This is a genomic window from Ruegeria pomeroyi DSS-3, from assembly GCF_000011965.2.
Classification (GTDB): domain Bacteria; phylum Pseudomonadota; class Alphaproteobacteria; order Rhodobacterales; family Rhodobacteraceae; genus Ruegeria_B; species Ruegeria_B pomeroyi.
The window spans coordinates 2,539,491-2,563,351 of the sequence record NC_003911.12; the positions used below are offsets into that span (position 1 = coordinate 2,539,491).

19 protein-coding genes and 3 pseudogenes are annotated in these 23,861 nt (G+C 59.0%); 7 read left to right on the top strand and 15 right to left on the bottom strand.

Annotation, left to right across the window (positions count from 1 at the left end; translation table 11 throughout):
* Nucleotides 1-15: 15 nt before the first annotated feature.
* The 11 genes and pseudogenes from SPO_RS23500 to SPO_RS22550 form a co-directional block, all read right to left on the bottom strand.
* Nucleotides 16-315 carry an XdhC family protein gene (locus SPO_RS23500; protein WP_044028387.1) on the bottom strand — a complete coding sequence of 100 codons (300 nt, stop codon included), beginning with the start codon at nt 313-315 and terminating at the stop codon, nt 16-18.
* Entirely contained in the window at nt 296-748 is a 453-nt protein-coding gene (locus SPO_RS12150) for a CoxG family protein (protein WP_011048106.1), read from the bottom strand. The genes SPO_RS23500 and SPO_RS12150 overlap by 20 nt, the downstream gene beginning before the upstream one ends.
* 211 nt (nt 749-959) lie before the next feature.
* Nucleotides 960-1,742: an XdhC family protein gene (locus tag SPO_RS12155; RefSeq protein WP_011048107.1), complete on the bottom strand. Its 783-nt coding sequence runs from the start codon at nt 1,740-1,742 to the stop codon at nt 960-962.
* Entirely contained in the window at nt 1,739-2,920 is a 1,182-nt protein-coding gene (locus tag SPO_RS12160) for a vWA domain-containing protein (RefSeq protein ID WP_011048108.1), read from the bottom strand. Before SPO_RS12160 ends, SPO_RS12155 begins: the two co-directional genes overlap by 4 nt.
* Nucleotides 2,917-3,792, bottom strand: coding sequence for an AAA family ATPase (locus SPO_RS12165; RefSeq protein ID WP_044028390.1), 876 nt, complete (start codon nt 3,790-3,792; stop codon nt 2,917-2,919). Before SPO_RS12165 ends, SPO_RS12160 begins: the two co-directional genes overlap by 4 nt.
* Before the next feature lie 58 nt (nt 3,793-3,850).
* Entirely contained in the window at nt 3,851-6,280 is a 2,430-nt protein-coding gene (locus tag SPO_RS12170; protein ID WP_011048110.1) for an aerobic carbon-monoxide dehydrogenase large subunit, read from the bottom strand.
* Nucleotides 6,277-6,771 carry a (2Fe-2S)-binding protein gene (locus SPO_RS12175; RefSeq protein WP_011048111.1) on the bottom strand — a complete coding sequence of 165 codons (495 nt, stop codon included), beginning with the start codon at nt 6,769-6,771 and terminating at the stop codon, nt 6,277-6,279. Before SPO_RS12175 ends, SPO_RS12170 begins: the two co-directional genes overlap by 4 nt.
* A 13-nt stretch (nt 6,772-6,784) precedes the next feature.
* Nucleotides 6,785-7,639, bottom strand: coding sequence for an FAD binding domain-containing protein (locus SPO_RS12180; RefSeq protein WP_011048112.1), 855 nt, complete (start codon nt 7,637-7,639; stop codon nt 6,785-6,787).
* Nucleotides 7,640-7,750: 111 nt separating this feature from the next.
* On the bottom strand, nt 7,751-8,872 hold the full coding sequence (locus SPO_RS12185) for an MHYT domain-containing protein (protein ID WP_011048113.1): 1,122 nt from the start codon (nt 8,870-8,872) through the stop codon (nt 7,751-7,753).
* Between the two features lie 502 nt (nt 8,873-9,374).
* Nucleotides 9,375-12,641, bottom strand: a complete 3,267-nt coding sequence (locus SPO_RS12190) for a calcium-binding protein (protein WP_158454174.1) — start codon at nt 12,639-12,641, stop codon at nt 9,375-9,377.
* A 372-nt stretch (nt 12,642-13,013) separates the two neighbouring features.
* Nucleotides 13,014-13,801, bottom strand: a pseudogene (locus SPO_RS22550) (IS5 family transposase).
* Between the two features lie 139 nt (nt 13,802-13,940).
* Here SPO_RS22550 and SPO_RS23110 point away from each other — a divergent pair.
* Nucleotides 13,941-14,156, top strand: coding sequence for a hypothetical protein (locus SPO_RS23110; RefSeq protein ID WP_158454175.1), 216 nt, complete (start codon nt 13,941-13,943; stop codon nt 14,154-14,156).
* A gap of 451 nt (nt 14,157-14,607) precedes the next feature.
* Nucleotides 14,608-15,961 (top strand): annotated as a pseudogene (locus SPO_RS12215) (IS3 family transposase).
* On the opposite strand, the gene SPO_RS12220 reads toward SPO_RS12215, so the two are convergent.
* Nucleotides 15,879-16,538 (bottom strand): site-specific integrase, encoded by a 660-nt coding sequence (locus SPO_RS12220; protein ID WP_011048104.1) that lies wholly within the window; start codon nt 16,536-16,538, stop codon nt 15,879-15,881. The pseudogene SPO_RS12215 and the gene SPO_RS12220 overlap by 83 nt on opposite strands.
* 668 nt (nt 16,539-17,206) lie before the next feature.
* On the opposite strand from SPO_RS12220, the gene SPO_RS22560 reads away from it, so the two are divergent.
* The 3 genes from SPO_RS22560 (at nt 17,207) to SPO_RS22905 (ending at nt 19,342) form a co-directional block, all read left to right on the top strand.
* Nucleotides 17,207-18,167, top strand: a protein-coding gene (locus SPO_RS22560) for an IS630-like element ISSpo6 family transposase (RefSeq protein ID WP_076611156.1) whose coding sequence is annotated in 2 segments (ribosomal slippage) — nt 17,207-17,551 and nt 17,553-18,167 — 960 coding nt in all. Because the reading frame shifts where the segments join, the coding sequence is not laid out codon by codon here.
* The gene (locus tag SPO_RS12230) at nt 18,168-19,010 is read left to right on the top strand and encodes a hypothetical protein (protein ID WP_044028396.1); all 843 of its coding nucleotides are present in this window, start codon (nt 18,168-18,170) and stop codon (nt 19,008-19,010) included.
* A gap of 2 nt (nt 19,011-19,012) precedes the next feature.
* On the top strand, nt 19,013-19,342 hold the full coding sequence (locus SPO_RS22905) for a hypothetical protein (protein ID WP_144083998.1): 330 nt from the start codon (nt 19,013-19,015) through the stop codon (nt 19,340-19,342).
* Between the two features lie 372 nt (nt 19,343-19,714).
* Here the strand turns inward: SPO_RS22905 and SPO_RS12235 are convergent, their stop codons facing one another.
* A complete protein-coding gene (locus SPO_RS12235) occupies nt 19,715-20,350 on the bottom strand; it encodes a DUF6880 family protein (RefSeq protein ID WP_011048117.1) in 636 nt (211 codons plus the stop codon).
* A 52-nt stretch (nt 20,351-20,402) separates the two neighbouring features.
* Here SPO_RS12235 and SPO_RS22565 point away from each other — a divergent pair.
* Nucleotides 20,403-20,534 (top strand): annotated as a pseudogene (locus tag SPO_RS22565) (transposase); the annotation flags it as partial.
* A 117-nt stretch (nt 20,535-20,651) separates the two neighbouring features.
* Nucleotides 20,652-20,885, top strand: coding sequence for a DUF7146 domain-containing protein (locus SPO_RS22910; protein ID WP_144083999.1), 234 nt, complete (start codon nt 20,652-20,654; stop codon nt 20,883-20,885).
* 320 nt (nt 20,886-21,205) lie between these two features.
* On the opposite strand, the gene SPO_RS12240 is transcribed toward SPO_RS22910, so the two are convergent.
* Complete coding sequence (locus tag SPO_RS12240) at nt 21,206-21,943, bottom strand: SDR family oxidoreductase (RefSeq protein ID WP_044028399.1); 738 nt, start codon at nt 21,941-21,943, stop codon at nt 21,206-21,208.
* A 26-nt stretch (nt 21,944-21,969) separates the two neighbouring features.
* Nucleotides 21,970-23,751, bottom strand: coding sequence for an IlvD/Edd family dehydratase (locus SPO_RS12245; RefSeq protein WP_011048119.1), 1,782 nt, complete (start codon nt 23,749-23,751; stop codon nt 21,970-21,972).
* Nucleotides 23,752-23,861: the final 110 nt, after the last annotated feature.

Consider the following 23,861-nt stretch of genomic DNA (forward strand, 5'->3'; position numbering starts at 1 on the left):
GCTGGTGGACAACTTTCAGGGGGATATTCCAGCGAGACCCCTCACCGAAGCGGACCACTTCTTTGCGATTGGCTTCCAATGCCATGAGCGATGCTGAATGTCCCGGTCGATACACCCGTTTGACAGATAACCCGTCATCTTTCCGTCGGGTTTCACGATGGCCAATGAGCCAACTTCGTGCGCTGCCCCGCCTTCAATCGAAAGGGATGTGATCAGGGCAAACCGTCCATCAGCCTGAACAATGCGAGCGGCCGCGTCCACGATGTCGGCCACGCGCTCTGCGTAGATGCCGCCCCTAGGCTGCAACGTCTTCATTGACTACATCCGCAAAGGACTTGAAGAACTTGGCTGCCAGCTTTTTCGCCGTGCTCTGGATCAGGCGGCTGCCCAATTGTGCCAGCTTTCCACCGATTTCCGCCTTCGCCTTATAGCGCAAAATGGTCGTGTCCCCGTCAGCGGTCAGCGTTACATCGGCGCCGCCTTTTGCGTGACCCGCTGCACCGCCATTGCCTTGACCGGTCAGAGAAAACGCATCCGGCGCGCCGCTTTGATCCAAGACAACATTGCCACCAAAACGCGCTTTGACCGGTCCAACTTTCAGCACAACCTTGGCTTCCAGCTCTGTGTCTGAGTGCTTGATCAGCTCCTCGCACCCAGGAATGCACTGCTTGAGCACCTCTGGATCGTTCAAAGCCGCATAGACCTGGTCTTTGGGCGCGTTGATGATGATTTCGTCACTGAGTTCCATGTGTTGGGTGTCCTTTTCTTAGCAGCAGGGAAATCGGATGTTGTCAGCCTGCTCAGGCGTCATCTTGAGCTTCTTGCAGTAGACCTTCAGTCGTTCGACAAAGCGCATCATCCCGCTGTCTCCGCTTCTTTTTTTGCGTGAGCACTGCGTAGTCTTCCGGGGTGTCCACACGCAGCGAGACAGGCCAGCGGCCAGAAGAATTGCAGCGACGTCATCCATTTGCGACGACCGTTTCTGCGCGGCGTACACGCAACAGTTGGGCCAGGATCGAGAGGGCGATTTCCTCTGGCGTGACAGCACCCAAATCCAACCCGGCAGGTGCGTTTACAGCGTTTGTCTTTTCCGGCCCGATGCCCGCGCCGTGAAGTTTCTCGGCAAGAGCCGCGAATTTCCGGCCACTCCCGACAAAGGCGACATATGCGGCATCGACCGAGAGCGCCGCTTTCAGAGCATCAAGATCGCCCTGTCCCTGTGTTGCGATCACGATGAATTTTTGCTGCGCGTCCACCGGCTCAGACGCAAGGGCGGCGGACACCGCCCAGTGAAACTGCGGAGCAAGCGTGTTGAGCGCCTGTGCGACCGGGGATGCGCCCAGGATCACCAACTCGGGCATTGGCAGGCAAGGCTCGATGAAAATGTCCACGGTCCCACGCGATGGGCAGCCGTTGCGCGCAAAATGCGTGCCGTCAACGGTATCGCCGGGCGCTATGCCTTTCTCGGCGAGCAGGTCTTCTGGCGCGACCGAGATGAGCTGTGGCACGCCGCTTTGCAACGCCTCGACCGCCGCGCGTTTGACCGCACCGCGCGTGCATCCCCCGCCCAGCCAGCCATGCACGATTGTGCCATCCGCACTTAAGAGCGCCTTGGCTCCCGGCTTTGCCGCCGTCGCCCCGGCCGTTCTCACGATGGTTGCAAAGGCAAAGGGCACCTGTTGCGCCCGCAACTCCTGCGCTGCATCGGCCAGATCGGTATCGAGGATCTCTGCCGGGCTCATAGCGGACCCAATTCGGTTTCAAGTGCGGCCAGATCATCCAGTGTATTGGCTGCTTTGAACAGGTCGAGATGGGGCAAGGCCGCTGCCATGCCACCGGCGACGGGCGCGTAGTCGCGCCACCCTTTCAGGGGATTGAGCCAGATAATCTTGCAGCCGCGCTTTTTGAGCTTGGTCAGCGCCGCATCCAGGTGTTCCGGTGGTTCGGTGTCGCAGCCGTCAGACAGGATCAGGACAACGCTGCGCCCATCCACAAAGCGTTTGGCGTAGGTGTCGGCAAAGCGCTGTAGTGACGGGCCAATTTTGGACCCTCCACCGAACCCGTCAGCCATCAGGGACATGCGCCCGATGGCCCGCATCGTGTCCTTGTCGCGCAGCGCCTCGGTAATCCGGACAAGGCGCGTGTGGAATAGATACGCATCCGCGTCCTTGTCTGCCCGCATCAGGCCCGCGAGGAAGGCGAGGAAGACCTGGGCATAGACGCTCATCGAGCCCGAGACATCGCACAGCGCGACTATCTTGCGCGCGCGATCCGGTCGCCGTTTGCGCAGCAGCTGCAACGGTTCTCCTCCGGTCGAAAGGCTGCGCCGGATCGTCTTGCGGAAGTGCAACCGGTCGCCCTTACGGGCGGCGATGCGGCGGCGCGAGCGTTTGTCGCGCAAGGCGGCGCCCAGGCGGTGTGCGATTGCCTCGGCCTCGGCTATTTCGTCCGGGCGAACAAGATCTCGCAGGTCGCGGCGGCTGAGGTTGCGCTGTTCGGTCGCGATAAGCTTGCCGGTGCCGTCGCTGTCAGCTTGGCCGTCTTCGGTGTCGGGGGTCGTGGACGTGCCGCTTGACCCCGCATCCTCGCCACTGCCATCGCGTGAGCTATGGACGGACTCATTGAGTGTGGCTTGCGGCTTGGGGACGATACGCTGTTTCACCCGTCCCGCATCCATCCAATAGCTGTCAAAGAGGGCATCGAACCTTTCTGCCTCTTCCTTGCATCCGGTGCAGATGGCACGCAGGACGCGGCGGCATTCATCCGGGGCTGCGGCATTCACCTGGGTGAGTGCCGTCAGGCTTAGATCCGCTTCAGCAACGCCCAGCCGCAAGCCATTGTCACGCAGATGCGCCACAAACCCAACGACACGCGCGGCGGGCCCCGGGTCGCGGGCGGCAAAGCGGGTGACCCGGGTCATGCGGCTTTGCCTGCGATGCGCGCGGCAACGTCGGACGTGATGTGCGCCTGATCGCTTTGCGTTTTCAGAAGGGTCGTGAGCGTCGATTGCAAGACTGCCGGATCATGGGTGAGGTCGGCAATGCCAAGCCCCATCAGGGCAGCCGCGAAATCGAGCATTTCGGCGACGCCGGGCGTTTTCTCCAGCTCTTCTTCCCGCAGTTTTTGAACGAAGCCGATAATCTGATTTGCCAAATGCCCCTCGACCTGCGGACAGCGCGCCCTGAGGATCGCCAGTTCCGCCGCGCGGTCGGGATATTCGACATAGGTGTAAAGGCAGCGCCGCCGCAAGGCGTCCGACAGGTCCCGCGTGCCATTGGATGTCAGGATCACGATAGGCTTGCAGGTCGCTGTGATCGTACCAAGTTCAGGGACGGACACTTGATAGTCGGACAAAACCTCAAGCAGGTAGGCCTCGAACTCTTCATCCGCGCGGTCGATCTCATCGATCAGAAGAACGGGCGGCTTTTCTTGCGTGATCGCGGCGAGCAAAGGACGTTCCAACAGGAAGTCGCGGGAAAAGATGCGATCTTCGACCGATTTGCCCGTCTCGCCGCCCTCTGCGGCAGAGCGGATCGTCAGCAATTGGCGCTGATAGTTCCATTCGTAGATGGCCTGCGAGGCGTCCAGACCTTCATAGCATTGAAGGCGGATCAACTTGGTGTCTTGGGTCAAGCTGAGCGTGCGGGCGATCTCGGTCTTGCCGACGCCTGCCGCGCCTTCGAGCAACAAAGGGCGCTCCAACGTGAGCGCAAGATGCAGCGCCACAGAAAGGTCGTCTGACGCGACATAGCTTTGCGCGGCCAGCGCGGTTTGAAGGGATTGCCAGGTCATCAAGATCTCCGGGGCTGGGGCGCACAAAGGGATATTCTGTGCGCCCCGCCGTTACGACTTAGTCATGCAGGCCCAGTTCATTGGCGGTCTTCCAGATCCGCCAGTGATCATGCGGCATGTTGGTGTGCCGGTTCCCGAACGGACGGAACGCGTCCTGAATGGCATTCGAGAAGCAAGGCACGCCGCCCACATGCGGGCTCTCGCCGACACCTTTCGCCCCGATGGGGTGATGCGGTGAGGGCGTCACGGTGTAGTCGGTTTCGTAGTTCGGAACCTCCCACGCGGTTGGCAGGAAGAAGTCCATCAACGTGCCCGTCTTCACATTGCCCATGTCGTCATAGGCAATCTCCTGCCCCAGGGCGACGGCAAGCGCTTCGGTCAGACCACCGTGGATCTGCCCCTCGATGATCATCGGGTTGATCCGGGTGCCGCAATCATCCAGCGCATAGAAGCGGCGGATTTCCGGCACGCCCGTATCAACGTCAATGTCCATCACGCAGACATAGGCGCCAAACGGGTAGGTCATGTTGGGCGGATCGTAGTAGCTGACCGCTTCCAGCCCCGGCTCGATCCCCGGAATGGCCTGATTATAGGCGGCAAAGGCGATTTCCTTCATCGTCTTGAACTTCTCAGGCGCACCTTTGACCACGAAGCGATCCACATCGAATTCCACGTCGTCGTCGTGGACTTCGAGCAGATAGGCCGCGATCATCTGCGCCTTGGCGCGGATCTTGCGCCCGGCCATGGCTGTCGCAGCACCTGCCACCGGAGTGGACCGGGATCCATAGGTGCCCAGACCGTATGGCGCGGTATCAGTATCACCTTCTTCGATGGTGATGCTGTCTGCCGGCAGGCCAATCTCTGACGCAAGGATTTGCGCAAAGGTCGTCGCGTGGCCTTGGCCTTGCGAAATCGTCCCCAGCCGCGCAATCGCGGACCCGGTCGGGTGGATGCGGATTTCGCAGCTATCGAACATGCCGAGGCCAAGGATATCGCAGTTCTTGACGGGTCCAGCGCCGACGATCTCGGTGAAGAACGACAGACCAATGCCCATCAGGGACCGGGTTTTGCCTGCCTTGAAGTCTTCGACCCGCTGCGCCTGCTCGGCACGGAGCCCGTCGTAGTCGACAGCCTTCAGCGCCTTGTCCCAAGCGGTGTGATAGTCGCCGGAGTCGTATTCCCAACCCAACGCAGCCTTGTAGGGGAATTGCTCCTTCTTGATGAAGTTGATCCGGCGCAGCTCTGCTGCGTCCATGTTCAACTCGATCGCCAGAACCTCGATCATTCGCTCGATGAAATACACGGCTTCAGTCACGCGGAAGGAACAGCGGTAACTGACCCCGCCAGGTGCCTTGTTGGTGTAAACGCCATCGACCTCCAGAAAGGCTGTCGGGATGTCATAGGACCCGGTGCAGATGTTCATGAACCCGGCCGGGAACTTTGTTGGGTCGGCGCAGGCGTCAAACCCGCCGTGGTCGGCAGTCACGTGACAATGCAGGCCGGTGATCTTGCCTTCCTTGGTGGCGCTGATCCGGCCCGTCATGTGGTAGTCACGGGCGAAGGCGGTGGTCATCAGGTTGTCCATCCGGTCTTCGATCCACTTGACCGGTTTGCCCGTCACGATGGAAGCCACGACCGAGCAGACATAGCCCGGATAGGCGCCCACCTTGTTGCCAAAGCCGCCGCCGATATCAGGGCTGATCACACGGATATTGTGCTCTTCGATGCCAGAGATCAGGCTGACCACGGTCCGGATGGCATGCGGTGCCTGGAACGTGCCCCAGAGGGTCAGCTTGCCATTCACCTTGTCCATCGACGCCACACAGCCGCAGGTTTCCAGCGGGCACGGGTGGGTGCGGTGGTAGTACATGGTTTCTTCAGCCACGACTTCGGCGTTGTCGATGGTCTCGAAAGTCGGGCCCTTGTCGCCTGCTTCCCATGTGAAGATGTGATTGTGGTGCTTGCGGGGGCCATGGGCCCCATCAGCCGGGCTGCCGTCCTCGGCAACCGTGTCTGGCCTCAGCACCACATCGGATTGCATCGCCTTGAACGGATCAACAAGAACCTCGAGCTCTTCGTATTCCACCTCGACCGCTTCGATCCCATCTGCGGCGGCATAGCGATCTACGGCCACGACAAAGGCTACTTCCTGGCCCTGGAACAGAACCTTGCCGTCGGCCAGCACCATCTGTTTGTCGCCCGCAAGTGTCGGCATCCAGTGAAGGCCCAGGGGTTCCAGATCCTTGGCCGTCAGGACCGCCAGGACGCCCGGTACCTCCAGCGCAGCGGACGTGTCGATATTGACGATCTTCGCGTGGGCATAGGGCGAGCGGACAAAGTCGCCGAACAACATGCCATCCAGCTTGATGTCATCGACATAGTTACCCTTGCCTTGGGTGAACCGTGCGTCCTCTACCCGCTTGCGCGAGCAGCCCATGCCTTTGAGGTTTTCGATCCGCTCTTCGCGGCTTGTTACTTCGTCTTTCATTCTGCCGCCTCCTTGGCTGCATTCATTTCCGCCGCGGCCGCGCGTATGGACTTCACGATGTTCTGGTACCCGGTGCAGCGGCAGATATTGCCGGCCATTCCGAAGCGGATTTCCTCTTCGGTGGGGTTCGGGTTCTCCTCGAGCAGCTTCTTGGCCCGGGTGATCATCCCCGGCGTGCAGTAGCCACACTGAAGGCCGTGATGTTCCTTGAACGCGGTCTGAAGCGGATGCAGGTTGTCCGGCCCGCCGATGCCTTCGATGGTCGTGATGTCCTTGCCGTCGGCCTGGGCCACGAACATGGTGCAGGATTTTACCGACTTTCCATCAATGGTGACGGTGCAGGCGCCACAGTGAGAGGTGTCGCAACCGATATGCGGGCCGGTGATGTTGAGCCGCTCACGCAGCGTATAGATGAGCAGCTCACGCGGTTCAGCGAGGAACTCCTCTTCCTTGCCATTCACCGTTATCTTGTAATGCTGTTTCTTTCCCATAGCGTCCTCTCCCTCAGGTGCGTGACCAGGCGCGCTCGATGGCGCGGCGCAGGATCACACCTGCGACATGTTTCTTGAACGCGACCGGGCCGCGGTTGTCTTCGGTCGGGTCGATGTCATCCAGCATTGCGGCCATCGCGGCTTTGATCGCGGCGTCGTCCACCGACGTTCCAACCAGCGCAGAACCTGCCGCCTCGGAATAGACCGGCGTATCGCTCAGGTTCGTCATCGCGATCGACGCCGACACGCAGGTGGCCCCGTCCTTGACGATTTGCACCGCAGCGGCGGCAGTTGCGTAATCGCCAATCTTCCGCTTCTGCTTTTCGTAAGCATGGCCGCCCTGTGGCATCGGGATCGTGACTGCGGTCAGAACTTCATCGTCTTCGCGGGCAGTCATGTAGGCGGCCTCATAGAACTCCCGCGCGGGAATCTCGCGCTCACCGTCAGAGCCCACGACGGTGAAGGTCGCGTTGAGGCACTGCATCAGGCCCGGCATGTCATTGCCCGGATCGCCGTTGGCGACATTGCCGCCAACAGTGCCCATGTAACGCACTTGCGGATCGGCAATCTGCAGCGCGGCTTCGCGCAGGATAGGCGCCGCCTGGGCAAGCGCGTCATTGTCGATGATGTCATGCTGCGTGACCATGGCACCGATCCGGATGCTGTCGGAACCGATCTCGATATCAGACATGCCGCCGACATCCTGAAGGTCGATCAGGTGCGGAACCTCGGCCATGCGCAACTTCATCATGGGGATCAGGCTGTGACCGCCAGCCATCACACGCGCATCATCGCCATGTTCTTGCAGGATAGACAGAACACCGGCCATATCCTTGGGTCTGTGGTACTCAAAGGCCGCGGGTATCATCGGCTCTCCTCCCTAAAGCGATTCAACTTGCTGGAGGAAAGAAGTGCATGCGCCCCGATGCCGAGGCTTTAGAAAATCAACGAAAAACCGGGATCTTGCACGAAATGCGCCTCAGGTTGCACGAATTGCGCCGACCTGCGACGCCAAAGCGTCCTGTATTGCCTTCAACTTGGACCGGCTCACCGGCGCAGGCGGTGTTTCAGAACCTCCGAACACACATTTGCCGCTGTCTTTGGTCCGCTCAAACCGGACGACATGTCCAGGATTCACCAAATAGCTGCGATGCGTCTGAAGGAAACCCAGTGGCACAAGTCGTTTCGTGGCCTCCGTCACGGACCACACACAAAACAGGCGTTCGTGATGGGTGTAGACCTGAGTGTAATGCGCATCCGCCCGGACAAAGACAACATCCTTTGCAGACACAAAGACCTTGCCGCCATCACGCTCGCAAGGCACCTGCAAAAGCCGCGCTTCGGCTTCGGGCACGTCCTTTTTCCGAGGCGGCGCGACGTTCTCCATGGGGCGGGGCAGATAGGTCACGCCGACCCACAGACAGGCCCCGAACATGACGAAACTGAAAAAGATGACCCCAAGGGCAAGTGTCTCGTTGCTCATCAACGGACCAAACTCTGTGCCATCTGACACCGCCACAAATTTGGTCCCAGCCATGGCCAGAAAGTGGACGCTGGTCACCGCGACAGCAAAGCACAGAGTGCCAAGGAAGATATTCCTGTTGGTCCTCTGGCCGTAGGCAATGCCAAGCGCCAGAATGCACAGCAGAACGGCCACAAGCGATGACACGATGACGCCAAGAGGCGCGTAGACGGCGCGGCACAATTCAAGCCCCGCCATTCCTATGTAGTGCATGACAAGGATACCCACACCAACAATGGCTCCTGCCAAGGACACCGTGAGACGGGTGCGAACGGTGAAATGCAGGATGATCAGCGCTGCACCGACAATCAGGATTGCCACAAGGGCTGAGATCAGCGTGATCGCGGCATCGTAGTAGAACAGGATCGGCATTTGCAGTCCAAGCATTGCCACGAAGTGCATTGCCCATATCCCGCCACCGAGCGAGATGGCAGCCAAGGCGATCAAAGCCTTCTTCTCGAAGTCAGGTTTAGCACCGAGGTCACGTGTCAAAGACAAGCCAGTGAACCCCGCAACCAGAGCAACCAGGCAAGACATGGCAACGAGAAGGTTGTTATGACTGACGTCTAGGAACTCCATGTCCGCAAAATGACCAAAAAAACGACACTTGACAAACGTTGGTGTAGTCTTCCTCTCGAAATTGTTCGATGGCGTCCTGGTATCCCTAAAATCTTGCCAGTTGTTTTGGTTCCGGAGATAGCGAGCGGAATCGCCGCTCGCCCGCATGGTTCATATGTCGGTCTGTTCCGCTATGCTCAGCACATCTTCCAGCTCGACCCCGAGATAGCGTACTGCGCTTGCGCCTCTTCGCCATCCCAGCCCCTTGAGTGTCCACTTAGCTAAGTGGACACTATCCGACACTAGCGCACTTTCGGCAGGGCAGTCAGACCGGACGCTTACACGGTTCCGGCCCTTTCCGGCCATTCATCTAAGGCGCCAACGCCGCAGCGCAGCTTTTCGAAAGCTGACATTGCGACGGATAGGGATCATTATGATTGACTGATCGTTCCCCTGAAATGACTTCTGGAGCATTCTGCTTGACGCCACGCGCCAGGTTGGCGCGCGGCAATCTTATGTTTGCTCAGAACAGGAAGTCGTCGGCTGTGAGATCAGCCATATTGATACCAGTCAGCGTGATTGTATTGCCAGCACCATCATTGATCACGGCATCCGAACCTGATTGTGTTAGGTGATTGGTGGCCAGGTCACTGAAGGACGTGATCTGAGAGACGCCACTCAGGTCAATTGTCTCGCCCGATTGGCTGGTGGAGAAGTCCGCAATCGTATCCTGGCCAAAGTCGGACAGGAACACGAAGCTATCCGCACCCGTTCCGCCTTCGAGATAGTCGTTCGCCTTGCCCCCCGTGAGAGTGTCGTTGCCAGCGCCGCCAAACAGCTGATCGCCACGATGCTGGTGATCCGCCTGGGTCTCGCCCTGGCCCGATATCAACAGATCATTGCCGTCCCCGCCATAGAGGTAGTCCACATCTGCCGTGATCCAGTCATCGCCTCCGTTCAGCGTATCATTGCCTGCGTCACCATAGAGCCAATCAGAGGCGTTCGAGCCGGTGATCTCATCGTCGCCGTCACCGCCTGCTGCTGTATCGTGGCCCGCCGTCCGGCTGTCGAATGTGCCGGTATTGATCACATCGTTCCCTGCGCCACCGGTGATGCTGTCGTTGCCGGCACCACCTTCCAGATGGTCATCGGCCTGGCCGCCTTGCAGCGTGTCGTCGCCGGCCTCACCAAACAGCTGATCGCCACGATGCTGGTGATCTGCGCGGGTTGTTCCCTGGCCCGATATCAGCAGATCGTTGCCATCCCCGCCATAGAGGTAATCCACATCCGCCGTAATCCAGTCATCGCCGCCGTTCAGCGTATCATTGCCAGCGTCGCCATAGAGCCTATCAGAGGCGTTCGAACCGGTGATCTCATCATCGCCATCGCCGCCCGATGCCGTATCGTCGCCAACCGTCTGGCTGCCGATAGTACCGGTATTGATGACATCGTTCCCTGCGCCACCAGTGATGCTGTCATCACCGACACCACCTTCCAGATGGTCATCGGCCTGGCCGCCTTGCAGCGTGTCGTCGCCGGCCTCACCAAACAGCTGATCGCCACGATGCTGGTGATCTGCGCGGGTTGTTCCCTGGCCCGATATCAGCAGATCGTTGCCATCCCCGCCATAGAGGTAATCCACATCCGCCGTAATCCAGTCATCGCCGCCGTTCAGCGTATCATTGCCAGCGTCGCCATAGAGCCTATCAGAGGCGTTCGAACCGGTGATCTCATCATCGCCATCGCCGCCCGATGCCGTATCGTCGCCAACCGTCTGGCTGCCGATAGTACCGGTATTGATGACATCGTTCCCTGCGCCACCAGTGATGCTGTCATCACCGACACCACCTTCCAGATGGTCATCGGCCTGGCCGCCTTGCAGCGTGTCGTCGCCGGCCTCACCAAACAGCTGATCGCCACGATGCTGGTGATCTGCGCGGGTTGTTCCCTGGCCCGATATCAGCAGATCGTTGCCATCCCCGCCATAGAGGTAATCCACATCCGCCGTGGAATAATCTTCTCCGCCGTTCAGTGTATCATTGCCAGCGTCGCCATAGAGCCAGTCGTCGCCGTTCGAGCCGATCAGCTGGTCGTCCCCGTCACCGCCACTGGCGGTATCTCGGCCGTATCCGTTGGATGCAGCACCTCCGGTAAAGATGACATCGCTACCCGCTCCACCGGTGATGCTGTCATCGTCGGTACCACCTTCCAGCGTATCGTTTCCACCATCACCAATTAAAGTATCATTGCTATCGAAGCCCTCTAGGTGATCATTAAACCCAGTCCCAATGATTTCGTCACTGGTTGCCGTTTGATCATCACCTGCGAGACTTACACCTCCATTTTTCGTGAACTCAAGCTGAATGGTCTCGTACCCACCGAGGTCGAAATCTAGCAAACCGTCAACTGTCGCGCCTTCAAGGTCACGACGGGTTCTGGCCTCCAGCATCCCGTCAGCATCTTTGGCAAGCGGATCGCCGTTTGCAGTGACTTTCAGAACCGTTCCGTGCAGGTGGTATCCGCTGTTCAGGAGCTGTCCGAAGTCAGCATTGATCGTTGTTGTGCTGCCTACGCCGGAAGAAAAATAGACAACGACCTTGTCGTCAGAGGTGTAGGTGAAGGTATATCCTACATTATGGCCCGCCGTGTTCTGAAAAAGAACATCGTTAGTCGTAAAGTTGCCATTCCCGTCGGCATCAACCAGTTCAGTTCCTACCAGCGCGTTCTTCATCATCCGAAACAGCAGGCCTGTCGGAGTAAAGGTGTCTTCGTCTTTCTGCGCAATGGTTCCATCGCTATCGCCAAGTGCTTGTGTTGTGAAAACGGAGGCAACATCGACACCGGCACTGATCATATCGGAAAATAGACGCACGAACATGGGAGCTCGTTCCAGCCCCGTGATTTCGCCTTTTCCTTCATCCGCTCTGACGTTCCATTCGGTTGTGACAATTTTCAGAGCATTGGTCCCGGTGACATTCCAGCCATCTTCTCTCAAGCGTCCGATTCTGGTCGAAGCAACAAGGCTATCAGGAAAATCAAAGATAGTAGCGCTACGAACAGGCTGGTAAAAATGATCTACGATACCGTCAATTTGGGCCAGTTGAGCTTGTGTGAAAACGCTCAGGAATTCCACATTGTCTTTTATCCCATTGCGATCGCTGTCTTGACTGCCAAGTTGACTGCTCTGGATATAGATATCGGGTCGGTTTATAGGTTGGACATCAGCACGAACCTCTGCCACCCAAACGGCGATGGATTTCTGCACATGGGCAAACTCTGCCGGGGTCCAGTTAAAGTCGTCATCGAACCACTCGTTGCCAATTTCGAAGGCGTGAATATCAATGTTTCCATATTCGCCGGTCAGGACATCGCGGATAAAACCTTTGATTACAGCCTCAGCTGCTGGATCAATGGAGCGCGTGTTTTGATCAAAGTAGCGCCAGGTCGGAATGGCAACTATAGGGCTGATGTTGTTTGCATCTGCATAGGCAAAAAATTCTGAGAGAGAAACAAAGTCGTTAATGGCTGGTTGACCAGCATTATCTCCAAAAAGGGCAATTGGCCTGCGCTCGTCAGGATTCGCGAGGTCAAAGAACTTTTCCATATGAGAGCCACCGGGAAATCGCAAATATTGCAGGTCTAGCCGCTCCACGAGCTGTGCAACATCATCGCTCGGGTCAACCGTCTGCGCTCCGCGGTTCTCAAACCCCGATCCAAAGTGCTCCTCTGAAACAGGATTGGCAAACCGCGCACCGGCCAAAGAGTAAGTATAGTTAACAGTCCCAGACATCATTCACCTTTTTTCCTAGGAGGCATCGACGGCACTCGACGGCGCGGCAACGGCTTTGTTGCTCCAGTCGGTTGAAGGGCAGTCTTCCCCTTTTTCGAGCGGATTCATGTTATTACGCCAATGGCGGGAATAACAAGAGTTGTTTGTCAGTTCGGAATTGCGGTGCGGACCTGGATTGTGCCGTCCGTTGAACTCGGCCTTTTGAGCCGGGTCGAGATCCGATGCGGGCGGGATGATGTGGTGTTTACTCCGTCTGACGTCAGCACCCATCGGACAGATTTGGGGGTTTGAGGAACGGAGGATTTCTGGTTCATCGAAGTCATCAAAGAGCGATGATCAGCCCCACCTGAGTGGTCCAATTTGATTGTTAGTTCATGTCGACAAATGGCGCACGCAGAGCCGGATTGACGCTATGTCGATGAACCCGAGGTAGCTTTCGGCAGTTTTGTCGTAGCGGGTGGCGACACGGCGGGCGTTTTTGAGCTTGTTGAAGCAGCGCTCGACCATGTTGCGGAGGCGGTAAAGCCCATGATCCACACCGACGCGCATCTTTCGGGCTTTGCGCATCGGTATTTGGGTCAAAATATCCCGCTCACTCATACTTTTTCGAATGCGATCAGCGTCATAGCCCCGATCTGCCAACAGCACACGCGGTTCGGGCAAGTTGTCATCCATCACCAGATCAAACCCCAGATAATCGGATGTTTGCCCAGGCGTGATGTTTGTTCTCATTGGCGGCCCGTGCGCGCTGACGCGGAGGTGGATCTTGGTCGTAAACCCACCTCTTGAACGGCCAAAACCCTGTCGCGGAGTCCCCCTTTTGCGCCGGCGGCCTGATGATGCGCGCGGATCACTGTGCTGTCGATCATTGGCAGAGCGTCTGGCACCGCCCCGCTTTGGTTCGACGCTTCAAGAATGTCTTCCCACAGACCCGCCAATGTCCAACGCCGAAACTGCCTGTAAACGCTTGGCTATTTGCCGAACTCTTCTGGCAGGTCGCGCCAAGGTGAACCGGTTCGCGCGATCCGGAAAATACCGTCCAGAACAAGGCGGTGATTGTTTGGCTTGCGGCCATTCAGGGCGCGGAACGCAAGAATGAAGTGTTGAAATAGCGACCATTCATCGTCGCTCATAAGGTGTCGAGGCAAGCTGGTCTCCATAGCAGATACCAGCTTGAATCACGGTAAGGCGTCCGGGTGAATCCCTTTTGTCAACATGACCTAAGACCGGGAGATGTGTCGTTCGAAATAGTTACTCCGACGATGTTCGCTCCATCGCCGCGAAAATTTGCACCTCCAAATGGACTTTTATTTCCCATTGCCACTATCTCTAGAAAAAATGCTCAAAATAAATGCTATGCCTCGTATTAGGAATAGCAATCCAAATGATAGACTTGCTAAGGAAAAGGCGGTGATGGATGGGATGCTGGGATTAGGCTTGTGTATGTCGCCAAGGATAAACAAAAAAGCCACAGATGCGAGGAAAACATACAGCAAAGTATTCGTCGCGCTATGATACATCTGATTTCCTTATTGTATTGAAGGGCGGGATATTCTGCAACCGACATTCCGCAAGTGGCATGCTGTCTGACGTTAAGATCGCCTGTATCCAACCGCTGGACAAGCATTCTCCGCCGCAACCGGCGTCTTCGGTCGCGCAAGCTGCGGGAACAGGGCGGATCAGACGGCGAGCCCACCGTGTTCTGGTCCAGCAGCGATGGTTTTCAGCGCAGCGGACAGACCTGTCCTGCCGCTTTTGTTCAGTTTGGGCGTGTATCGCAGTCATGCGCATGACGGAGGCGCTCGAAGGCGACGGATGGCGCGCACCATAGGGCTGGTGACGGCCACCTCGGCCAATTGGAAGGTGATGGCGCGGGCGTGGCGGACGACGCGGGCTCGCTGGAATATCCCCCTGAAAGTTGTCCACCAGCTGGGATAGATTGTCCCACAAGATTGGAGGATCAGCGATGGCTGGAAAGCGTGAGAATCCCGAAGAGATCGTATCGAAGCTTCGGCAGGTTGAAGTTCTGCAGGGACAAGGCGCAACGATTGCCGAGGCGGTGCGCCAGGTCGGCGTGACGCAACAGACGTTCTATCGATGGCGCAAGCTGTATGGCGGGACGCAGCGGTCTCAGCTCACCCGACTGATGGAGCTTGAGAAGGAGAACCAGCGGCTTCGGCGGGCGGTGTCTGAGCGTACGCTGGGCAAGCTCATCCTGACCTAGGCGGCAAAGGATGAAGGCCGTAAAGGAAATCACCCAGTGAATGATTTTCAGGCCTGAACGCGCAGCCCTTCTGAGCCCGTCGCGTCGTCGCAAGTGCATCGACCATGTGCGGCGGGAGCTTGGCTTCTCCGAGCGTCGTGCCGGCCGCACACTCGGGCAGCATCGGTCCACGCAGCGCAAGGTGCCGCAGGGCCGGGCCGACGAGCAGCGTCTGACCGACGACATCATCGATGTTGGCCGATCAGTACGGGCGCTATGGCTATCGCATGGTGTCCGGCCTGCTGAATAACGCGGGCTGGCATGTGATACCGCTGCCCGGCAGGCGATTTGCGTAGCAAATCTGCCGAGAGGGGGTAAGCGGGTCGAGCGCACCTGACGACGCGAAGGGCTGAAGGTTCCGCGAAAACAAAAGAAGAAAGGCCGGCTTTGGCTGAACCCTCTCGGGACATTGCTGCGCAATGCCCTGCCGGGCAGTGGACGGATCCTGCGTACGGCTCCGGCCGGAACGACCCAACCATGTCTGGACCTACGACTTCGTTCAGGATCGCACCGCCGACGGACGGATCTACCGAACGCTGAACATAATCGACGAATACACCAACGAGGCCCCCCTCTCGGCAGATTTGGTAAGGCCAAATCGCCTGCCGGGCAACGTATGATCCGCGTCGATCGCAAGCTCTACTGAACGGACGTGCTGGATGCGCTGACGGAGCTGTTCATCCTGCATGGCCCACCGGAATACATAAGATCCGACAATCATTGCCCGGCAGGCGATTTGGTGAAACCAAATCTGCCGAGAGGGGGCCCCGAGTTTATTGCCCAAAAAGTACGGGACTGGATCGCCGCCCTCGGCGCGAAGACCGCCTATATCGAACCCGGATCACCATGGGAAAACGGATATTGTGAAAGCTTCAACGCCCAGTTCAGGGACGAGCTGTTGAACGGCGAAATCTTCTACAGCCAACGGGAAGCGCAAATCCTGATCAAGCAGTGGCGTATCCATTTTAACACCGTCAGGCCGCATAGCACACTGGGATACCGCCCGCCTGCGCCGGAAAGTATCGTTCCAATGGACCAGAGGCCGACGATGCACTAACAGTCAAACCGGACCACCAGATTGGGGCACGCCACTCGAACAGGAGGCTAGTGCCTTCATGGCGCAAATCGTGGAAATGCAGGTCCTTCACGCCGACTTCGACGCAGGCGCGCCGGAAGGCTGTACCGACCGATTTCGAGCTATAGGGAAAGATCCGCCCGTTGGTGAGACCCAGTTCCTTGGCCTGTTCGGTGACCAGTGCCCAGGCGTCGAAGCCAGTAGCAGCGAAAAGCGGGATCCGCTGGTCGTTGCCGGTCTTGTTGCGCGGGTCCTTCCTGTCGCGGATCAGGAGCGTCCTGTGGTCGACGTCGAGATCGGCCCATTCGACGCGGCAAATCTCGTCGAGCCGCATCGCAGTGGCCACGGCGAACTTCACGATCCGCGTCATCGGCAGGGTCAGGCGTTCGTTGTCATCGAAGCAACGGAAGAGGCGGTTCAACTCGTCCGTAGTGGGGTGACGATCCCGCTCTGTGCCCTTGCCGATCAGCCCGAGACGCTTGAGCGCGACGCGCGCCAGATCGACGGGCTCCGGAGAGGTGTCGAGGCCGTGCACCGCTGCCGCGTGGGTGACGATCATCTTGATCACGCCGATATCGATCCCGAGCGTGACCGGGCCGTTCAGCGCTCGGATTGATCCACTGGATCAATCCGCAAGACGCGCCTCACCTAACTCCGCGCGCATCTTGCCGTAGTCAATCAGGCTCGGACCGGTCGAGGTGACCGATCCGTTCCTTCCCAAAATCACGCTTGAGCGTTGTGAGCGTGGCGGCCTTGGCTCGCGACGCGGCGGTTTCCCTACCTCGCACATATCGGTTACAGACGCGTCAATGAGGTGGCCAAAGGTCTGGAGGCGGGCAACGGACGTGCTTGTAGGTGCGAGGCCCCTGATCGACGCAGGGCTCTCCGCCTGGCGGGCTTGAGCGTGCGGCATCGTCGCGACGGAGGAACGTCTCGCTCGCGTGAGCCAGCCTGTCGTCTGATCTGGACGCGGGTCAGGCACCGGAGGGGAGCGCGGGTAGAGGGAGGCCATTTTCGTCTTGCGGCTCATGTGCGCAATGAGTCGTCGCAGAGGGGCAAATTCGGGGATACTGGGGCGTATTCCAGCGTGAGCCAAATCCGCCGCCAACAGTTTGAAGATGCAAGAAATGAAAATAAATCAACACGCTAGAGCATCGGACTGACTTTTTGAATCGATAGGATTCCCATGGGGAGTGATTTGTGATTCACCATATCTGGAGGTGGATCATGGCGAAGTCCCTATCACTGGATATCCGCGAACGGGTTGTCGCCCTTGTTGGAGAGGGCCTGTCCTGTCGGGAAGCAGCTCGCCGCTTGCGGATATCTGCGGCAAGCGCGGTTCGGATTGTGCAGAGGCACAAGGTGCGAGGGTCGGTTGCTCCGACACCCAGAGGCCGCCCGCGAGGCGGTGGCAAACTCGATGCGGTTTCGCGCTTCCTTCGGCGCGAGATCGAGGCCCGGCCTGACATGACGATGCCGGAGTTGGCCGATAGGCTCCGTGACATCCATGATGTTCGCGCCGATCCGGCGGAGTTGTCGCGGTATCTGCGGCACCGGCTTGGGCTGACATATAAAAAAATCCCTCATCGCGACGGAAAGACGGGCCAAGCGGGTGCGCGCCGCGCGATACGACTGGCAGCACAGGCGGCTGCCGAGGATGCGTGTTGAACCGCACCGGCTGGTTTTCATCGACGAGACCGCGGTCACGACCAAGATGACCCGTTTGCGCGGACGCTGCCCGCGCGGAGCGCGACTGGAAGCTGATGCGCCATTTGGACACTGGCGCACGCAGACTTTCATCGCCGGACTTCGGGTCGATGAATTGACCGCGCCCTGGATGCTCGACGGGCCGATGAACCGCGCCGCGTTCGAGGCCTATATCGAGACCCAACTCGCGCCCACGCTCGCACCCGGGGACGTGGTGATCGCCGACAACCTCGCAGCGCACAAATCGAAGCGGGTTCAGGACCTGCTCCACGACCAAGACAACTGGATGCTCTTCCTGCCGGCCTACAGCCCTGACCTTAACCCCATCGAAATGGCCTATTCCAAACTCAAGGCCCACCTCCGAAGGATCGCCGCCCGGACCTTCGATGCCTTGACCGAAGCCGTCGGCTCAATCTGCGATCTCTTCTCGTGGCAAGAATGCGAAGCCTACTTCAAGGCTGCCGGATATGTTGCAGAATAAATGTCCGATGCTCTAGGGGTCGATGTGACAACTGTCGAAGGCCGTTTGGCCGCAACAGCTTACGCCCTTGTGCAAGAAGGGATCAGCAGCGGCGGGTATCCGGTTCTACCGAAGAACCCGGAATTTGCCCGTATCGGCGCTGAGGCCGCCGCGCTTTACGAGTTGATGAACCCCGGCACCATTCTGGAAACGGGCGTGGGCGGCGATCCCGCGAAACAGCGCGCCTTACAGGATTTCATCGAAGCCGCTGGTGAAGCCTTCGCGCGTGGAGATTTACGGCTTCAGGAAGGCGAGATGGCGCAAGGCTGGGTTGAGGTTTTCCCTGAACTTACAGAAGATGAGCGCCGCTTGGGGCAGGTCCCTGGCTTTACCCCGGAACGGATCGAGCAGTGGCTTGAAACCTATCCGATCGAAGAATTAGGTCTGCCTAACCACACCGGATCGCCGATCCTTGATGATCCGACCGGCAACATCATTTCAACCCCGATCCCAGAAGAAACCGGGCCGAATATCGTTGACGCTCGACCTGGGGCCACAACGACACCTGACGGCAACAGAATTCTGCCACATGGCAGTAAGGGCGATGGGCAAGAATACATCACCGGCAAAGGGCACACCGTTGAACAGATTGATGATATCATTGCCAATCCACGCGCAGAACTCAGCGGCTTTGTCGAGGGTCGGGGTCGGCGAAAAGGTCAGGATGTGAGACTGTTAACTGGACCAGATGGTCATTGGGTCAAACTGGATGAAGACGGTAACGTAATTGCAACAAGTAATCGAAACTTGCCGTTGAGAAACGACGAGAACGATCCTGGTGCGATCATTCGGCCACTGGAGTGAACATGAACGAGCGTTTTGAACATCTCATAACCCAAGCACAAACCGGCGCTGGCACAGAATGGATTTCCGAGGCCGAGCTGTTGGAGTTCAACGAATATCTTGCTGAACGCGGCTTTGGTGTCTCTCGCATGGAAGTGAAACGAGCAAAAGGCGGGGCAATTCGGCCTAACCATGGTTACGAAGTTTCGCCACAACCTTTTCCTGGCGATGAGGAGCACTGGATGCATCATTTCGACCCTGTTCGTTCTGCTACTTACGTTCGAAGACAGGTTCGATATGCCAGAGAAGACGGCGCACTGTTTGACTACAAGGTTTGGGCGGAACAACCTTAAATCACCGAGAAGTTTGGTCAAAAACCCATACGTCTCTGCCCGGCCAACCCAGAGCCGCCACTGGTGCGACCGCAACGAAATGGGACTTTTGTCCCGCGTTGCAGTCTGTCGGCTGGCTTGTTTTTCTGCAATGCGCACGAGCGGCTGGAATGCTGCGCTGCACCGCGGCGTTGGAACTTCCGATGTGCACCGGGTGAACGCGGGTGTCATTGCTCAACCAGCCGCCAGAACCCGTGCTTGCGGGCGTGTTTCTGCCTGAGGCCTTCCGCGAACTGTGCGTAATCGGGGAATTCGCTGTAGTCACCGATGGCGGCGTCGCATGATCGAGGGCGGCGTCCTCGGCCTCGGTTTCGTCGAAGTCCGGCAGCAGTTTCAGGTACTATTGCAGACAGGCGCGCTGAGAGTTTCCCGGAATGTGCTCCAAACGTGCGTCTTGAGCTCATCTGTCCTGCCCAGCCTTTCGAGGCACTCTTGGTAGACCTCATCGAGGCTGTAGCTCAACATCCGGAAACTCTTGCCGTCCTCGACGGCGCGGGCACCGATGACGATGCCCAAGGCCTCGTCGACGCGGCCGGCATCCAGCAGGCGGCGCGCAACGCCAGGTGCGATCGTGCCATAGGTCAGTTGCTCGTGGGAATAGCGGGCCATGTACCCCCAGTCTTCACACGCAATGCGATAGATCTCGGAGACCGAGTACCGTCCGGTCAGCAGCAGATCGAAGAGATCGCGGACCACATTGAAGTTTTTCGGTTCCGGCACCATGCGTTGGCTTTCCCTGCAATGCCGATATCCGATGGCCGCCCGGTTCGGCATCCAGCCGTTGCGGATCTTGGCACCTTGGCCGCGTTTGAGGTTTTCCGAGAGGCTGTCGACGTAGTACGTGGAATCGCCGAAGATGATGTTCAGAATGAACTTGCCCTGGCTGGAGTTCTCGAAACTGTAGGTGCTGAACTTCAGGTCGCGCAGCAACCCCCGGTCGAGGGCATAGATGATCCGACCGCCATCCATCGAATTGCGGGCCAGCCGGTCGGGGTGCCAGGCAATGATGCCCTGGGAGTCGCTTGCCGATTTCTACAGCCATACAGGCCGTCCGTCGGTCGATCCCGAGCGACTGATCCGCATGCTGTTGGTCGGCTCTTGCTTCGGCAACCGATCCGAACGGCGGCTCTGCGAAGAGGTGCACCTGAACCTCGTGTAAGGAACAATCGAATTGCCAGATACAAATTCTAAGGACGAACGGCTAAGCGGTTCAGATCAACTCGCTCTGTTGGTCGAAAGACGGTCCTTAGCCACCTTGAAGGACGCGCTCGTGGAGGCACGGAGGTTTCTAAGCCTGCCGCAGACGGACAATCACCGGGCCACCAAACTGCCAGCCTCTCCCGGCTCGCCCGAGGTCGCGCGGCGGCTCTGGGCAATGGGCCAGCCGATGTCGGGCACCTCGGCGGAACGCTATCTCGCAGAGCGTGGCCTGACCGAGATGGGCCATCTCCAAAGCCTGCGGTTTCATCCGAACTGCTTCTACTGCGCGAGGATCACGCGCTGACAGACCCGCCTGAGGCCTGGCCCGCCCTGCTCGCCAAGGTGACGGACCTCGATGGGCGGTTTACCGAAGTCCTGAGACTAAAGGTTTCGATGTCCCGAAATCCTCTGTCGATTGTACCTCTAGACCTTCCGGCAGGCGCTGAGGTCAGACACCGCCGCGCGCGGCTGACGCCGCTCCTACCCCGGGCAATGTCGGCCTTGCCCAAATCCTGCCCTGCTTCGCGTCAGGCAAAATCTATGCATGCTGGCTTCGCAATCTGCACAGGATGAAATGACAGCGCCCGGGCCTGCAGCAGCGCCGCGATCACACGGCGCCCGGCATCATCCGCGGCCGATAAAGGGCATATTTGTCGCCATTACCGTCATGAATTGCACATTCGCCTCAGAGGGCAGCTCAGCCATATGAACCACGGAACGGGCCACGTTGCTCACATCCATCACCGGTTCGATGGCGATGGAGCCATCAGCCTGAGGCATGCCGGTGGTCATGGTCCGCGCCATCTCGGTCAGGGCGTTGCCGATATCGATCTGCCCACAGGCGATGTTAAAGGGGCGCCCGTCCAGGCTGATCGTGCGGGTCAGCCCGGTGATCGCGTGTTTGGACGCCGTATATGCCGCCGAGCCCCAGCGCGGCACATAGGCCGAGACCGAGCCATTGTTGATGATCCGGCCGCCCTGGGGATCCTGGCGCCGCATCAGGCCAAAAGCCGCGCGCGCGCAGATGAAGGATCCGTTCAGGTTGATATCCATCAGATTGCGCCAGTCATCGACCGAGATCTCGTCGATCGGCGCGCCCTTCAGGCTGACCCCGGCATTGTTGAACAGCGCATCGAGCCGCCCCCACTCCGCCGAGGCGGCGGCAAAGGCGGCGTCGACCTGCGCTTCGCTGGTCACGTCACAGGCCATGACCCTTGCGTTGACATGCCCGGCCGCGGTTTCTTCCAGCGCGGCGGCGCGGCGCCCCACCAGGCCAACGCGCCACCCTGCTTCGAGAAAGGCTTGCGCGGTGACCCTGCCGACGCCGGAACCGGCGCCGGTGATGATGATCGTTTTCGACATGCTTCGTCCTTTCCTGTCCCTCGCCGTCAATGATTGTCGCGCGGCAGGGCGTTGCGCACTTTCTGATAGGCGGTGGCCAGTTCAAGGCACCCCCCATCGGCCAGCTGCCCCACATGGCGGCGATAGATCTCTTGCCACGGTGTCTGGCTGACGATCTCGGGCGGCTGCCAGGCGTCGATACGGGCCTGCCATTCGTCCTCGGGCACCAGCGCATCCATCCGAGAGCTGTTCAGGTCAAGCCGCACCATATCGCCCGTGCGCAGATGTGCCAGCCCGCCGCCCACCACGCTTTCGGGCGAGGCATTCAGAATCGAGGGGCTTTCGGACGTGCCCGATTGCCGCCCGTCACCGACCGTGGGCAGATGGTTGACCCCTTGCCGGATCACCGCATCGGGGGGCTGCATGTTCACCACTTCGGCCGAGCCGGGATAGCCGACGCAGCCAACCCCCCGGATGAACAGGATGGTACGCTCGTCGATGTTCAGATCAGCATCGTTGATCCGCTCATGATAGTCCTCGGGCCCTTCGAACACCACGGCGCGGGCCTCGAACACACCCTCGTTGCCGGGCTCCGAGAGGAAACGTTCGCGGAAGTCCTGTGAAATCACGCTGGTCTTCATCAGGGCGCTGTCGAACAGGTTGCCTGACAGCACCTTGAACCCGGCATTCTTGCGCATCGGCGCGTCGTAAGAGGTGACGACATTTCTGTCCTGGCTCTCGATCCCGGCCAGGTTGGCGCCCATGGTATGGCCCGTGGCGGTCATCGCCTGAACATGAATGCGGCCCGCCTTCAGCAACTCTCCCATCACCGCCGGAACGCCGCCCGCGCGGAAGAAGCTTTCGCCCAGATACTCGCCAGCGGGCTGCATGTTCACCATCAGCGGCACGTCAAAGCCGATGGTCTCCCAATCCTTCACGTTCAGCTCGACGCCGATATGGCGGGCCACGGCCTGAAGATGGGGCGGCGCATTGGTCGACCCGCCGATGGCGGCATTGACCACGATGGCATTCTCAAAGGCCTCGCGGGTCAGGATGTCGGACGGTTTCAGATCCTCGTAGACCATGCCGACGATGCGCTTGCCGGTTTCATATGCCATCGACATGCGCTCGCGGAACGGGGCGGGAATGGCGGAATTGCCGGTCAGGCTCATGCCCAGCGCCTCGGCCATGGCGTTCATGGTGCTGGCGGTGCCCATGGTGTTGCAATGCCCCAGCGACGGGGCCGAGGAACAGACCCGGGCCATGAACTCCTCGTAATCGATCTTGCCCTCGGCCAGAAGGCGGCGGCTTTCCCAGACGATCATGCCCGACCCGGCGCGCTTGCCCTGCCACCAGCCGTCCAGCATCGGCCCGCCGTTCAGCGCGATGGCCGGAATGTCGACGGTCGCCGCCCCCATCAGCATGGCGGGTGTGGTCTTGTCACATCCCGTGGTCAGCACAACCCCGTCCAGCGGATAGCCGTGCAGCACCTCGACAAGGCTCAGATAGGCAAGGTTGCGGTCCAGCGCGGCGGTGGGCCGCTTGCCGGTTTCCTGGATCGGGTGCACCGGGAATTCCATCGGAATGCCGCCGGCCTCGCGGATGCCGGCCTTGATCCGGTCCATCAGGAAGACATGGATCTTGTTACAGGGCGCAATATCGCTGCCGGTCTGGGCAATGCCGATGATCGGGCGTTCGCTTTGCAGCTCTTCGCGTGAAAACTGACTGTTCTGGTAGCGCTCGACATAAAGCGCGGTCATGCCCGGGTTGTTGGGATTGTCGAACCATTCCTGGCTGCGGAACCGTTTGTTCGCGCGGGTGTCGGACATCTTGACCTCCTAGGATGCAATAATGGGCCGAAGCGCCATCGGCCTTGCGATAGAATTCCTATTTGGTATACCAAATGCAAGAACAATCAACGGAGCTGATCCAATACGCC